The sequence below is a fragment of the Mesorhizobium sp. B3-1-8 genome (genome assembly GCF_006439495.1).
In the GTDB taxonomy this organism is placed as follows: Bacteria; Pseudomonadota; Alphaproteobacteria; order Rhizobiales; family Rhizobiaceae; genus Mesorhizobium.
The window spans coordinates 137,746-151,382 of record NZ_VFTK01000001.1; the positions used below are offsets into that span (position 1 = coordinate 137,746).

A 13,637-nucleotide genomic window follows, 5' to 3' on the forward strand; every position below is an offset into this window, starting at 1 on the left:
GTTTCGGTTCACCATCATGAGCGCTTGGTGGTTGGCCGGGGCCGTCGCGACTTCGTCATCCACGGGCGGAGCGACGCGAAGCGGAGCGCAGACCCGAGGATCCATTCCGTTACCTCGATCGTAGAGCGCAGCGGAGCGGAAATCTGAACCGTCGCAACGCTCCAACATCGCGGCATGGATCCTCGGGTCTGCGCGCGTCGCTTCGCTCCTTGCTCCGCCCGTGGATGACGAAGTGATGGGCGTTTGCGCCAATCGCCAACATATGCCGTCCGTTAACGCGAGGCTCGCCAAAACTTCTGGGCAAGCCTACGTTCCGCGGGGCTTGGCACGGCTGGTGGCGGCGGCCAGCAGCGGATTTTCCGGCCAGACATGCTTGGGGTAGCGGCCGCGCATGTCGGCGCGCACATCCGCCCAGGAACCGCGCCAGAAGCCGGGGAGGTCGCGCGTCGTCTGGATGGGGCGGTGCGCCGGCGAGAGAAGCTCCAGCGTCAGCGGCACGGTGCCGCCCGCGATCGCCGGATGACGGTCGAGGCCGAACAGCTCCTGCACGCGGACCGCAAGCACCGGCCATTCGCCGTCGTAGCGGATCGGCACGTGACTACCCGACGGCGCGTCGAAATGGGTCGGCGCCAGCGCGTCGACCTTGCGCTGCAGGTCGTGCGGGACCAAGGCCATGAGTGCCGACGACAAAGTCGCCGGCTTGATGGCTGCGAAAGAGGCATCGCCGGACAGAAACGGCAGGAGCCAATCGTCGAGGCCCTCGACCAGCGCTTCATCCGAAATGTCGGGCCAGGGCGCTCCAAGGCCGCGATGCAGCCAGCCGAGCCGCTGCCGCAACGTCTCGGCATCCTTGCCCCAATCGAGCAGAGCCAGACCGTGCTCCCGTAAAGCGTCGAGGATAGCCTGATCGGCAGCGGCGCCCGACGGCGCCGGCAGCATACGCTCGGACAAGGTGATGGCGCCGAGCCGCGCGGTCTCGCGCACACGCACGGCGCGGCGCTCGCGGTCGAAGGTCGTCTCGCGCTTCGTCTCGATGCGATCGGCAAGAGCGGCGCGGATATCGGCTTCGACGACCGGCGCGGCGGCGGTGATGCGGGCGTTCTGCGCCTTGCCCTGCAGGTCGGCGACCACCAGCCAGGTCTCATTGGCGAGCGGATCGGCGGCTTCGACCATGGCGCCCGAGCCGTTGGCGAGCACGAAGCGGCCGCGCTCGCCGCGCGCCCTCGCCACCCGATCCGGCCAGGCATGGATCAGGAGCGAGCCGGCGGAGCCCGCCTCGCCACCCTGCCCGCCGCCGGCCTGTCTGGCCAAACGCTCGGCGAGCTGCCTGGCGGCGTTGGCGCGCGGCGATTTCTCGCCACGAAAGCGGATCAGGCGGCGTTCGAGATCGGCGCTGTCGCCGCCCAATCCGCGCTCGGTCAGCAATACGGCAAGTGTCGCCGCTTCCTGCGCATGACCGCCTCTCACCGCTTCGGCCACCATATGCGCCAACCGCACCGGCAATGCCAGCTTGCGCATGGCAGCACCCGCCTTCGTCAGCCGGCCGGCATCGTCGATGGCATGAAGCGCCTTCAGCAGCACCCTCGCCTCGCTGAGCGCCGGGGCCGGCGGCGGATCGAGGAACGAAAGGCTGGACGGATCGGCGACGCCGAAGGCGGCGCAGTCAAGCAGCAGTCCGGACAGATCGGCCTCGAGGATTTCCGGCGGCGTGAAGGCGGGGAGCGACGCGGTCTGCTCGGCCCGCCACAGGCGAACCGCCACGCCGGCTTGAGTGCGGCCGGCGCGGCCGGCGCGCTGGTCGGTCGAGGCCTTGCTGACGCGCACCGTCTCAAGCCTGGTCATGCCGCTCGCCGGCTCGTAGCGCGGCAGGCGCGACAGGCCGGAATCGATGACGACGCGCACGCCGTCGATGGTGATCGAGGTCTCGGCGATCGAGGTCGCCAGCACCACCTTGCGGCGGCCGGCCGGCGCCGGTCTGATCGCCTGATCCTGCGCCCGGTTGTCGAGCTGGCCGTAGAGCGGAACGATGTCGGTGTCGGCGGAGACGCTGCCCTGAAGCCGCTCGGCGGTGCGCTCGATCTCGCGCTGTCCGGGCAGGAAGGCGAGCACGCTGCCCTGCTCGCCGGCCAGGGCCGCGCGCACGGCCCTAGCCATCGCGTCCTCGATCGCCAGGCCGGCCGGCCGTTCGTCGTAGCGGACCTCGACCGGATAAGCGCGGCCCTCGCTTTCGATCACCGGTGCCTGCGCCAGAAGCCTCGAGACGCGGGCGCCGTCGAGCGTCGCCGACATGACCAGCAGACGCAGGTCAGGCCGCAGCGCGCCCTGCACGTCGAGCGCCAGCGCCAGGCCGAAATCGCCGTCGAGCGAGCGCTCATGGAATTCGTCGAAGATCACCGCCGAAACGCCGGGCAGTTCCGGGTCGTCGAGAATCATGCGGGAGAGCACGCCTTCGGTGACGACCAGGATTTTTGTCCGCGCCGACGTGCGGTTCTCCATGCGCATGGCATAGCCGACTGTGCCGCCGGGTTCCTCGCCGAGCAGCTCGGCCATGCGGCGGGCAGCGGCGCGGGCGGCCAGCCGGCGCGGTTCGAGCAGCACGATCCGGCCCTTGCCCAGCCAGGGCGCGTCGAGCAACGCCAGCGGCACCAGCGTCGTCTTGCCGGCGCCGGGCGGCGCCACCAGCACGGCGCTGCTGCGCTGCGAGAGCGCTTCGCCGAGCGCCGGCAGCACGGCAGTGACCGGAAGCTCCGGCAGGGGTTTCGTCGTCATCTGGCCCGCATATCAGCGGTCGCAGTCGCCATGCAACTTGCCAGACCGGTGCGCGGTCAAAGCCTGGTGCGCGAAAACGGGTTCCAGCGCACGGTGCCGAGCCTCACCTCTTCGCGCACCATCGTCAGAAGGCCGGAGGCGCCGACCACCGCCAGGCCGACCAATGACAGCCAGTCGGGATATTCCTGGAAGAACAGCGCGCCGAGGATGACCGCCCAGACGATCTGCGAGTAATGCGTCGGCGCGATGCGGTTCGCGGGCGCGTATTTGACCGCAAGCAGCTGCAGCAGCTGTCCGCCGGCGGTGAAGACACCGGCCAGCATCAGCCAGACCAATTGCCCGAGATTGGGGAGCGAGAACGACGTCGCGGCCGCGCCGACGCCGTTGAAGACAAGGCCATAGCCGACCAGGGCGCCGAGAATCGTCGTGCGCTTTTCCTGCTTGGCGAGCGAGCGCATCAGGATGACGCTGGTGGCGGCGAGGAAGGCGTTGGCGAAGGCGGCGAGATGGCCGAGATGCAATTCGCGAAAGCCCGGCCGCACCACCAGCATGACGCCGAAGAAGCCGGCGACCACGGCCAGCCACCGCCAGGGACCGACCTTTTCCTTCAGGATGACCGTCGACAGGATGGTGACCAGCAATGGCGCCAGGAAGATCAGCGCGTAGACTTCCGCCAGCGGAATGGTGGTGAAGGAATAAACGCTGAGCACACCCGACGCGATGCCGGCCAAGGCGCGCGCCTGCACCGCCCACGGCCTTTTGGTGCGCCAGAAATCGCGCCAGCGTTCGTCATTGGGCTTGGTGAAGAACAGAAAGCAGCCGGCAAACAAGGTCGAGAAGAAGCCGATCTCGAAGACGGTGAACTGCCCGCCCAGGCTCTTGATGACCCCGTCGCTGAACGAATAGCTTGCATAGGCGATCAGGGCGAGCAGGATTCCGTTCGGCATACCATTTCCGGGAGAGAAGACGTGAAGATACTGGCGCTGGGGGCACATCCCGACGACATCGAGATATTCATGTTCGGTACGCTGGCCGCCTATGCGGCGCAAGGCGCAGAGCTGACTTTTGCGATAGCCACCGACGGTGCCAAGGGCGGCAAGGGCGACCCGAAGGCGCTTGCCCGCCTGCGGCGCGAGGAAGCGGCCAAGGCGGCGGGGCTGCTCGGCGTCGATCCGCGTTTCCTCGACTTTCCCGACGGCGCGCTCATTGCCGATGCAGCGTTGATTTCGGTGCTGAAGGCGCTGATCGGCGAGGTGAAACCCGACCTCGCGATCACCCATGCGCCCTACGACTACCACGGCGACCATCGCGCCCTGTCCGATGGCGTGCGCATAGCCGCATCCTTCGCCGTCCCTGTGCTGCATGCCGATACTCTCGGCGGCACCGGCTTTTCGCCGACGCATTATGTCGAGATCTCGCATCACTGGGAGATCAAGGCGAAGGCGATCCGCGCGCACCAGTCGCAAGGTCCGGAGCACTATGTGCACAGGGCACGCCTCCAGAACGAGTTTCGCGCCGGCCAGTGCAACGGCGCCGCCGGCGCACGGGCCGAGGCCTTCCGCTTCGAGCCGACCTTCCCCTTCGCCGACATACGCGCGCTCTTACCGCCGGCGCCGCCGATCCGGCCGATAACGGCAAGCCCTGGCCCCGCCGACCGGGCCGGCTGACCGCGGCGGGTGCAACGTCCGGCGACCATTTCCCAACGATTTCAATCACCCGTTTCGCCATGCTGCGGCGCAGCAACGAATTCGCTTGCGTTGTTTAGTAAAAATGGCATCACTAAACAAATTACTAAACATCGGCGGCGCATCGCGCACCATAGCGACGCATAGCGCGCCGTGTTCAGGCCCTCGGAGGAGCGAGGGTTGAGGGGCTCTTGAAACCGTCATCCGGACGCGTTTCGCAAATGGGAGGTAAGGCATGAAATCGACCTTGAAACTGGCGTTGGGACTGGCCTCGGCGATCTTTGCGTCGACAGCCGTCTCGAACGTCGCGCATGCGGAAGACCTGACGCTGTGCTGGGCGGCCTGGGATCCGGCCAACGCGCTCGTGGAACTGTCCAAGGACTTCACCAAGGAAACCGGCATCGGCATGAAGTTCGAGTTCGTGCCGTGGACCAATTACGCCGACCGCTTCCTCAACGAGCTCAACTCGCATGGCAAGCTCTGCGACCTGATCATTGGCGACAGCCAGTGGATCGGCGGCGCCGCCGAGAACGGCCATTACGTCAAGCTGAATGACTTCTTCGACAAGGAGAACATCAGCATGGACGATTTCGTGCCGGCAACCGTGGTCGGCTATTCCGAATGGCCGAAGAACACGCCGAACTACTGGGCGCTGCCGGCCATGGGCGACGTCGTCGGCTGGACCTATCGCAAGGACTGGTTCTCCAAGCCCGAGCTGCAGAAGGAATTCAAGGAAAAGTATGGCTGGGACCTCGCCCCGCCGACCACCTTCGACCAGTTGAAGCAGATCGCCGAATTCTTCCAGAAGCGGCAGATCGACGGCAAGACCGTCTATGGCGCCTCGATCTACACCGAGCGCGGCTCGGAAGGCATCACCATGGGCGCCATGGACGTGCTCTACAGCTACGGCTTCCAGTATGAGAACCCGAAGAAGCCCTATGAGATGGAAGGCTTCGTCAATTCCGAGAAATCGGTGAAGGGGCTGGAATTCTACAAAGCGCTCTATGACTGCTGCACGCCGCCCGGCGCCTCCAACAGCTACATGGGCGAAGGCGTCGACGCCTTCAAATCCGGCCAGGTGGCGATGCATATGAACTTCGCCTTCACCTGGCCCGGCCTGCAGAAGGACGAGAATGTCGGCGGCGACAAGATCGGCTATTTCGTCAATCCGAAGGGTCCCGACGGCGACCAGTTCGCGCAGCTCGGCGGCCAGGGTATCTCGGTGGTTTCCTACTCCGACAAGCAGGAATCGGCGCTGAAATACATCAAGTGGTTCGCCAACAAGGACGTGCAGGCCAAGTGGTGGTCGCTCGGCGGCTATTCCTGCCTGAACTCGGTGGTCAAGGACCCGAAATTCCCGTCCAGCCAGCCCTATGCGCAGGCCTTCCTTGACTCGATGGCCATCGTGAAGGACTTCTGGGCCGAACCCAGCTACGCGCCGCTGCTGCAGGCCTCGCAGAAGCGCTTCCATGACTATGTCGTGGCCGGCCAGGGCTCGGCCAAGGACGCGCTCGACGGTCTGGTCAAGGACTGGACGCAGGTATTCCAGGACGACGGCAAGATGTAACCGCTCCTCCCGAGCAACATCGACGCGTCCCGTGCCGCCCTTGGCACGGGACGCAGTTCAGATAAATTCCATAGCCGAGACTTACCCGTGACCGAAGCAGGACTTACCATGCTCAATCGGACTGCGGACAACGTTGCCCGGGCGACGCCGGAGCCGTTGGCCAAGAAGATCCGGGGCATCAGCGACAAGGGCCTCGCCTGGCTGTTCATCTCGCCGACGATCCTTTTGCTGTTGGCCATCAACATCTTCCCGCTGTTCTGGGCGATCTATCTCTCCTTCACCAATTACCGCGCCAACCGGCCCAACGAGGTTGTGAAGAATCTGGGGCTGTCGAATTACCAGCGCATCCTCGGCGACCAGGACATCTGGATCGCCATGCAGACGACGGCGCATTTTGTCTTCTGGACGATCCTCTTGCAGACCGTCATCGGCTTCACGCTGGCCTGGCTGATCGACCGCAAGTTCCGTGGCCACGCCTTCTGGACCACCATCATCCTGGTGCCGATGATGCTGTCGCCAGCGGTGGTCGGCAATTTCTGGCGCTTCCTCTACGAGCCGCAGATCGGGCTGTTTTCCTATGTCGTCTCCTTCGTCACCGGTATTCCGCCGACTAATGTCCAGATGCTGTCCAATGTCGAACTGGCGCCATGGGCAATCATCATCGTCGACACCTGGATGTGGACGCCTTACGTCATGCTGATCTGCCTCGCCGGCCTGCGCTCGATTCCCGAATACATCTATGAAGCGGCCGAGGTCGACCGCGCCTCCAACTGGCGCCAGTTCTGGTCGATCACCCTGCCAATGGCGCTGCCCTTCATCATGCTGGCCGTGCTGTTCCGCGGCATCGAGAACTTCAAGATGTTCGACATGGTCAACCTGCTGACCGGCGGCGGACCCGGCTCGACCACGGAAGTCGCCTCGATCACGCTGAAGCGGCAGGCCTTCGAGAGCTGGCGCACCGGTTATTCCTCGGCCTTCGCCATCATCCTGTTCGTCGCGGTGTTCGGCCTCGCCAACATCTACGTCAAGGCGCTCAACAAGGTGAAGCAGAGATGAGCCTGACCACCGCCCATTCCGTCGTAGCACCCTCGTCGAACGCGAAGCTGATCGCCGGCACGATCATCATAGCCTATGCGCTGATCTCGATCGTGCCGCTGTTGTGGATCTTCGCCACCAGCTTCAAGACGCCGCCGGATTCGATCGCCTACCCGCCGAAGATCGTCTTCCAGCCGAGCATCGAGGGCTATTGCAACCTGTTCACGACCCGCACCCGGCAGACGCCGGAATACATCAACTCGCTCGGGCCGGCGACCGGCTTCTGCGACGAGACGGTGCGCAAGCGCAACATGGTGATCGCCGGGCCGTCGAACTTCCTGCCGCGCTTCGTCAACTCGCTGATCATCGCCTTCGGCTCGACCTTCTGCGCGGTGTTCCTCGGCACGCTCTCGGCCTATGGCTTCTCACGCTTCAAGGTGCCTCTAGCCGACGACCTTCTGTTCTTCATCCTGTCGACGCGCTTCATGCCTCCGATCGCGGTGGCGATCCCTATCTACTTGATGTATCGCGAACTCGGCCTCTCCGACACCGCGCTCGGCATGATCCTGCTCTACACCGCGGTCAACGTCTCTTTGGCGGTCTGGCTGCTCAAGGGCTTCATCGACGAGATCCCGCGCGAATACGAGGAGGCCGCGATGATCGACGGCTATACGCGGCTGCAAGCCTTCTGGCGCACCGTGCTGCCGCAGGCGACCACCGGCATCGCCGCGACCGCCATCTTCTGCCTGATCTTTGCCTGGAACGAATATGCATTCGCAGCGCTCTTGACCTCCGGCACGGCGCAGACAGCGCCGCCCTTCATCCCGACCATCATCGGCGAGGGTGGCCAGGACTGGCCGGCGGTGGCGGCGGGCACGACCATCTTCCTGGTGCCGATCCTCGTCTTCACCATCCTGCTCCGCAAGCAGCTCCTGCGCGGCATCACCTTCGGCGCGGTGCGCAAATGAGCAGTGTGGGAATAAGTCGACCCCCACTCCGTCGAGCTTCGCTCGACACCTCTCCCCCGATCGACGGGGTAGAGGAAGGGCGCGAACTTCATTCAGCCAAGCTCCCTTCCTCTCCCTCCGGAGGGGGGAGAGGTGGCGCTGCGAAGCAGCGACGGAGTGGGGGAACCACCTGGCAATCATCTCTCCCCTTGAACGAGAAGGAAGGGAGGAACGCATGAGCCGCACCGTTGTCTCCAAGCGCTCCTCTTGGCCCCGCTGGGCAAGGCGCGGCCTGATGGAAAACATCGCGACCGCGGTCATCGCGATCGGCTTCCTGATGTTGTTCCAGCCCTTCGCGCTGTCGCTCTACACCTATTCCTTCGTCACCATGCTTGCCGGCACGGTCATGTTCATCATCGTCTCGAAATTCCCGGAATAACGATGGCCGAGATCCGTGTTCAGAACCTGAGGAAAGCCTTCGGCGCATTCGTCGCCGTGCAGGATTCCAATTTCGTCGTCGAGGACGGCGAGTTCTTCGTCATGCTCGGGCCGTCCGGCTGCGGCAAGACGACGACGCTGCGCATGATCGCCGGCCTCGAGCTGCCGACCGGCGGCAAGATCCTGCTCGGCGGCGAGGACGTCAGTATGCGCCGGGCGCGCGAGCGCGACATCGCCTTCGTCTTCCAGCTCTTCGCGCTCTACCCGCATATGAACGTGCGCCGGAATATCGGCTTTCCGTTGCTGGCGCAGGGCATGGCGTCGGCCGAGATCCGCAGCCGCGTCGAGGAGACCGCCAAGCTGCTGCGTATCGACCATCTGCTGGACAAGTCGGTCTCCGGCCTCGCCGGCGGCGACCGCCAGCGCGTCGCGCTCGGCCGCGCCATCGTGCGGCGGCCGAAATGCTTCCTGATGGACGAGCCGCTCGGCACGCTCGATACCGAGTTCCGCGACCTGATGGTGCATGAGCTGCGCGAGCTGCACAACCGCATCCACGCCACGACCGTCTATGTCACGCACGACCAGATGGAAGCCATGTCCATGGCCGACAAAATAGCGGTGATGAACCACGGCGTCATCGAGCAGTTCGGCACGCCGCGCGAGATCTACGACCGGCCGACGACGATGTTCGTCGCCGATTTCATCGGCTCGCCGCCGATGAATTTCCTGAAATTCGGCGGCGGGCTTGCCAGGGGCGCGAAGGAGATCGTCGTGCAGGGCGCCAAGGTGACGGTGCCGGAAGTCCGCGAGGACATCGAACCCGCCGACATGGCGCTCGGTATCCGGCCCGAGCACATCCGCTTCGACGATGCCTCGAAGCTGCGCGGCGCCATCTACGGCACCGAATATCTCGGCACCACGCAGATCGTCGCGGTCGAGACGGCCGACGGCATCATCAAGGCGCGGGTGCCGGCCGGCATCCATCTCAGCCCCGGCGAACAAGTCGGACTGGCCTTGAGCAGCGCCCGGCTGTCGCTGTTCGAAAAGGGCTCCGGACGTGCGGTCAGGACCGCCATGCATGATCAAGCAGTGGAGGCGCGCCATGGCTGATGTCCATATCAAGGGCGTGACCAAGAGCTTCGGCGACACCGTCGCGATCAACGATCTCGACCTTGCCATCAAGGACGGCGAGTTCGTCGTGCTGCTCGGTCCGACCGGCGCCGGCAAGACGACGACGCTGAGGCTGGTCGCCGGGCTGGAGCGGCCGGACAGCGGCACGGTCCACATCGGCGGCCATGACGCGACCGCGCTGTCGCCGGCCGAGCGCGACACCGCTTTCGTCTTCCAGCAATATTCGCTCTATCCGCATCTTTCGGTGTTCGACAACCTCGCCTTCCCGCTGCGCTCTCCGGCGCGGCGGTTTCCGGAAGAGGCGGTGCGGCGGCGCGTCGAGGAAGTCGCGCGCATGGTGCGCATCGACCACAAGCTCGACAACCGCTCGACGAAACTGTCGGGCGGCGAGATGCAACGCGTCGCCATCGGCCGCGCCCTGGTGCGCAAGCCGGCGATCTACCTGATGGACGAGCCGCTGTCCTCGCTTGACGCCAAGCTGCGCGCCGATCTCAGACTCGAGTTGAAGCGCATCCAGTCCGAGCTCGGCGCCACCATGCTCTATGTCACGCACGACCAGATCGAGGCGATGACCATGGCCGACCGCATCGGCATCCTCGCCGACGGCATGCTGGTGCAGATCGGCACGCCGCGCGCGATCTATTCGGAGCCGGCGAACCTTCATGTCGCGGCGCGCCTCGGCCAGCCGGCGATCAACCTCCTGCCGGCCGGACTGCTGCCCGATGGCGGCGCGCCGACCGGAACGGCGACAATCGGCGCCCGCACCGAGCATCTCGCGATCGAAAAGGCGATGAACGGCCATGCCGACGGCGTGGTCGACTGGGTCGAGCATCTCGGCGACCAGAACCATCTGCATGTGACCGTGGGAGCGAAGAAGCTGGTAACGCTGACCGATCCCGACACGCCGCTCGCAAAGGGGGACAAGGTGACGATCCGCTACATGGCGCCGCTCTATTTCGGCTCGGACGGGCAAAGATTGATGTAGCGGGGGGACTGATGTAGCCGCCTCGCGCCTTATTGGCACACCTATCGACGACCGCAGATACGGACTGGACGAAATCCATGAAGCACTTTTTCAACCGCAAGGACACGATCGTCACCGAAGCGCTCGACGGCTTCCTCGCCACGGTGGGATCGGGCGCGCTCGCCCGCCTCGACGGCTATCCCGAGATCAAGGTCGTGCTGCGCGCCGACTGGGACAAGACGAAGGTGGCGATCGTTTCCGGTGGTGGCGCCGGGCATGAACCCTCGCATGCCGGCTTCGTCGGCGCCGGCATGCTGACGGCGGCCGTCTCCGGCGAGATCTTCGCTTCGCCGAGCGTCGAGGCGGTGCTGGCGGCGATCCGCGCCACGACCGGCCCCGCCGGCTGCCTGCTGGTCGTCAAGAACTACACCGGCGACCGGCTCAATTTCGGGCTGGCCGCGGAGAAGGCGCGCGCCGAGGGTCTGGCGGTCGAGATGGCGATCGTCGGCGACGATATCGCGCTGCCCGAGATCGCGCAGCCGCGCGGGGTCGCCGGCACGCTGTTCGTGCACAAGATCGCCGGGCATCTTTCCGAAAGCGGCGGTGACCTGGCGTCGGTCGCGGCCGCGGCGCGCGCGGCGGCGAAGGACATTTTTTCGCTCGGCATCTCGCTGTCCTCATGCTCGATCCCCGGACAGGCGCATGAGGAGCGCTTCGGCGCCGAAGACGGCGAGCTCGGCCTCGGCATCCATGGCGAGCCGGGCGTCGAGCGCATCGCCCTGCAGAGCGCCGGTGCATTCGTCGCCATCATGGCGGAGCGCCTCGCCGCGCGGCTCGACACCGGCAGCCGCTATGCCTTGCTGATCAACAATCTCGGCTCGGTGCCGCCGCTCGAAATGTCCTTGATCGCCAATGCGGTGCTCGCCTCGCCGCTCGCCAAGGCCGTGGCGCTGACGATCGGCCCCGGCCATCTGATGACGGCGCTCAACATGAACGGCTTCTCGCTGTCGCTGATCAAGCTGGACGCCGAGCGCGAGGCGGCGCTGCTGGCGCCCGTCGGCCCGCATGCCTGGCTGCCGGCGAAGCCGGTTCGCGCGCCGGTCATCGTGGCGATGGCAAGACCTGCTATCGGCACAGCCACAAAGCCAGCTAGCCACGATGCGGCCGGAGAGCGGCTGATCAGAGCCGTCTGCCAAAGGCTGATCTCGCTGGAAGAGCCGCTCAACGCGCTCGACGCCAAGGCAGGCGATGGCGACACCGGCTCGACCGTGGCGACCGGGGCGCGCAGCATCCTCGAGCGCATCGAGACGCTGCCGCTTGCCGATCGCGCCGCGACCGCCGCCGCGATCGGCGATACGCTGGGCACGTCGATGGGCGGTTCCAGCGGCGTGCTGTTGTCGATCTTCTTCACCGCCGCGTCGCAGTCTCTCGGCGCCGGCGCGTCGGTCAGCAAAGCCTTGCTCGCCGGACTCGACCGGATGACCTTCTATGGCGGCGCCAAGGTCGGCGACCGCACCATGGTCGATGCGCTGGAGCCGGCGCTGCGGGCTCTCGACGCGACCGGACTGGAAGCGGCGGCAAAAGCGGCACGGCAAGGCGCCGAGGCAACCGCCGCGATGCGGAAGGCGAAGGCCGGCCGTTCCGCCTATATCGGAAGACAGCTCGACGTTGCGGATCCCGGCGCCTTCGCGGTGGCCGAAGTCTTCGCTGCCGTGGCGGCGCTGTTTGCCCCGGCATGAAGGGCAGAAAAATGGCCGCAGCCGATTTCTCCAGACTGATCGCGGCGGCGGCCGATACGATCGCGGCGCATGCCGAGGAACTGACCGCGCTCGACCAGGCGATCGGCGACGGCGACCACGGGCTGAACATGAAGCGCGGCTTCGAGGCCGTGCGCGCCGAGGCGGACGCCTTTTCGGCCAAGCCGCTGCCCGAGGCGCTGAAGGCGGTCGGCACCAAGCTGGTGATGACCGTCGGCGGGGCCTCCGGGCCGCTGTTCGGCACATTGTTCATGGCGCTCGGCAAGGACATGCCGGCAGCACCCGATCGAGACGGGCTGGCCGCGGCGCTGGGCAAGGCGATCGAGGCGGTCGCGGCGCGCGGCAAATCTCAGCCGGGGCAAAAAACCATGCTCGACGTGCTGCAGCCGGTGTATGAGGCGCTGACGCAAGGCAAGACGGCCACCGAAATCGTCGATGCGGCCGACAAGGCGGCGGAAGCCACGGTGCCGATGAAGGCCCTGCGCGGACGCGCCTCCTTCCTGGGAGAGCGCTCGATCGGGCATATGGACGCCGGAGCGCGCTCGACCGCGCTGCTGGTGCGCGCAGTCGCGGAAGCGATAGAGGGTATTTGATGAGCAATGTCGGGATCGTCATCGTGTCGCATTCCCCCCTGGTCGCCGAGGGCACGGCCGATATGGTGCGCCAGATGGTGGGCGACGAAGTGCCGCTTGCATGGTGCGGCGGAAACGGCCATGGCGGCCTCGGCACCAGCGTCGAGGCGATCATGGACGCCATCGACAAGGCTTGGTCGGAAGCGGGTGTCGCCATACTGGTCGATCTCGGTGGCGCCGAGACCAACTCGGAGATGGCGGTCGAGATGATCGGCGAGCCGCGCTCCCACAGAATAGTCGTCTGCAACGCGCCGATCGTCGAGGGCGCGGTGATGGCGGCAACCGAATCCTCCGGCGGCGCCTCGCTCAAGGAAGTAGTGGCGACGGCGCATGAATTGTCGCCGTCGTGAACGAACGGGAACCGACTGAATGTCCGCATCCGCCGAAGCAACGGTCCTGATCACCCACGCGGTGGGACTGCACGCGCGCCCTTCGGTGAAGTTCACCAAGCTTGCCAAGTCGTTCGCGGCCGAGGTGGAAGTGGCGGTGGCGGCAAACGGTCCGTGGTTCGACGCCAAGAGCATCGTCAAGGTGATGGCGGCCAAGGCGCCGAAAGGGACCATGCTGCATATCCGCGCCAAGGGCGATGGCGCGACCCAGGCGGTGAAAGCACTGGTCGATCTGGTGCAGCGTGACTTCGACGAGGACGCGGATCATGCCCGGTCCGCTTGAGACCGATCTAAATGTCGCCAGGCCCGTAAGGAATGCGAGC

General features: G+C 65.8%; 13 protein-coding genes. 11 read left to right on the forward strand and 2 right to left on the reverse strand.

The features are described from left to right. Window positions 1–306: 306 nt before the first annotated feature. Complete coding sequence (hrpB, locus tag FJ424_RS00665; protein WP_140650367.1) at window positions 307–2,769, reverse strand: ATP-dependent helicase HrpB; 2,463 nt, start codon at window positions 2,767–2,769, stop codon at window positions 307–309. A gap of 56 nt (window positions 2,770–2,825) precedes the next feature. Next, the gene (locus FJ424_RS00670; RefSeq protein WP_140650370.1) at window positions 2,826–3,716 is read right to left on the reverse strand and encodes a DMT family transporter; all 891 of its coding nucleotides are present in this window, start codon (window positions 3,714–3,716) and stop codon (window positions 2,826–2,828) included. A gap of 21 nt (window positions 3,717–3,737) precedes the next feature. On the opposite strand from FJ424_RS00670, the gene FJ424_RS00675 reads away from it, so the two are divergent. From FJ424_RS00675 to FJ424_RS00725, 11 genes are all read left to right on the forward strand, one after another. Beyond that, on the forward strand, window positions 3,738–4,436 hold the full coding sequence (locus FJ424_RS00675) for a PIG-L deacetylase family protein (RefSeq protein ID WP_140650373.1): 699 nt from the start codon (window positions 3,738–3,740) through the stop codon (window positions 4,434–4,436). 253 nt (window positions 4,437–4,689) lie between these two features. Next, on the forward strand, window positions 4,690–6,021 hold the full coding sequence (locus FJ424_RS00680; RefSeq protein WP_140650376.1) for an ABC transporter substrate-binding protein: 1,332 nt from the start codon (window positions 4,690–4,692) through the stop codon (window positions 6,019–6,021). Window positions 6,022–6,129: 108 nt separating this feature from the next. Then, window positions 6,130–7,077, forward strand: a complete 948-nt coding sequence (locus FJ424_RS00685) for a sugar ABC transporter permease (RefSeq protein WP_041008375.1) — start codon at window positions 6,130–6,132, stop codon at window positions 7,075–7,077. Then, window positions 7,074–8,024 carry a carbohydrate ABC transporter permease gene (locus tag FJ424_RS00690; protein WP_041001244.1) on the forward strand — a complete coding sequence of 317 codons (951 nt, stop codon included), beginning with the start codon at window positions 7,074–7,076 and terminating at the stop codon, window positions 8,022–8,024. Before FJ424_RS00685 ends, FJ424_RS00690 begins: the two co-directional genes overlap by 4 nt. Before the next feature lie 214 nt (window positions 8,025–8,238). Beyond that, the gene (locus FJ424_RS00695) at window positions 8,239–8,442 is read left to right on the forward strand and encodes a hypothetical protein (protein WP_140650379.1); all 204 of its coding nucleotides are present in this window, start codon (window positions 8,239–8,241) and stop codon (window positions 8,440–8,442) included. A gap of 2 nt (window positions 8,443–8,444) precedes the next feature. Beyond that, window positions 8,445–9,551: an ABC transporter ATP-binding protein gene (locus FJ424_RS00700; RefSeq protein ID WP_140650381.1), complete on the forward strand. Its 1,107-nt coding sequence runs from the start codon at window positions 8,445–8,447 to the stop codon at window positions 9,549–9,551. Beyond that, window positions 9,544–10,557 (forward strand): ABC transporter ATP-binding protein, encoded by a 1,014-nt coding sequence (locus FJ424_RS00705; protein ID WP_140650384.1) that lies wholly within the window; start codon window positions 9,544–9,546, stop codon window positions 10,555–10,557. Before FJ424_RS00700 ends, FJ424_RS00705 begins: the two co-directional genes overlap by 8 nt. Before the next feature lie 77 nt (window positions 10,558–10,634). Next, window positions 10,635–12,275, forward strand: a complete 1,641-nt coding sequence (locus FJ424_RS00710) for a dihydroxyacetone kinase subunit DhaK (RefSeq protein WP_140650387.1) — start codon at window positions 10,635–10,637, stop codon at window positions 12,273–12,275. Between the two features lie 11 nt (window positions 12,276–12,286). Further along, window positions 12,287–12,886, forward strand: coding sequence for a dihydroxyacetone kinase subunit DhaL (gene dhaL / locus FJ424_RS00715; RefSeq protein ID WP_140650390.1), 600 nt, complete (start codon window positions 12,287–12,289; stop codon window positions 12,884–12,886). Next, window positions 12,886–13,275: a dihydroxyacetone kinase phosphoryl donor subunit DhaM gene (gene dhaM / locus FJ424_RS00720; RefSeq protein WP_140650393.1), complete on the forward strand. Its 390-nt coding sequence runs from the start codon at window positions 12,886–12,888 to the stop codon at window positions 13,273–13,275. The genes dhaL and dhaM overlap by 1 nt, the downstream gene beginning before the upstream one ends. 19 nt (window positions 13,276–13,294) lie before the next feature. After that, window positions 13,295–13,597 (forward strand): HPr family phosphocarrier protein, encoded by a 303-nt coding sequence (locus tag FJ424_RS00725; protein WP_095766133.1) that lies wholly within the window; start codon window positions 13,295–13,297, stop codon window positions 13,595–13,597. The last annotated feature ends 40 nt before the right edge of the window (window positions 13,598–13,637 follow it).